Here is a 265-nt window from a genome sequence, read left to right on the forward strand (position 1 = left end):
GTCCGCACTGTAGGCGATGCCCAGATATTCATGAATGGGAACGCCGCCCTGTTTGGCGGTGCGGGTGAATTCGAGGCCGAGAAAGGTGGGGGCCGGAACCGGAGCGCCGTTCGGCCCGCCGGTGAAATCAAGCCAGTTGTTCAACACCAGACGAATGATCTCGCCGAATCCCAGCGTCACGATGGCAAGATAGTCGCCATGCATCTTCAGAACGGGAAAGGCGAGGATCATGCCGAAGAGGCCGGCCAGGAATGGGGCAAGGATG

General features: G+C 60.0%; 1 pseudogene. It reads right to left on the minus strand.

Annotation, left to right across the window (positions count from 1 at the left end):
- A pseudogene (locus tag AF337_RS25350) lies at positions 1 to 265 on the minus strand (high-affinity branched-chain amino acid ABC transporter permease LivM); the annotation flags it as partial.

It is taken from the genome of Rhizobium ecuadorense (genome assembly GCF_001187535.1).
In the GTDB taxonomy this organism is placed as follows: domain Bacteria; phylum Pseudomonadota; class Alphaproteobacteria; order Rhizobiales; family Rhizobiaceae; genus Rhizobium; species Rhizobium ecuadorense.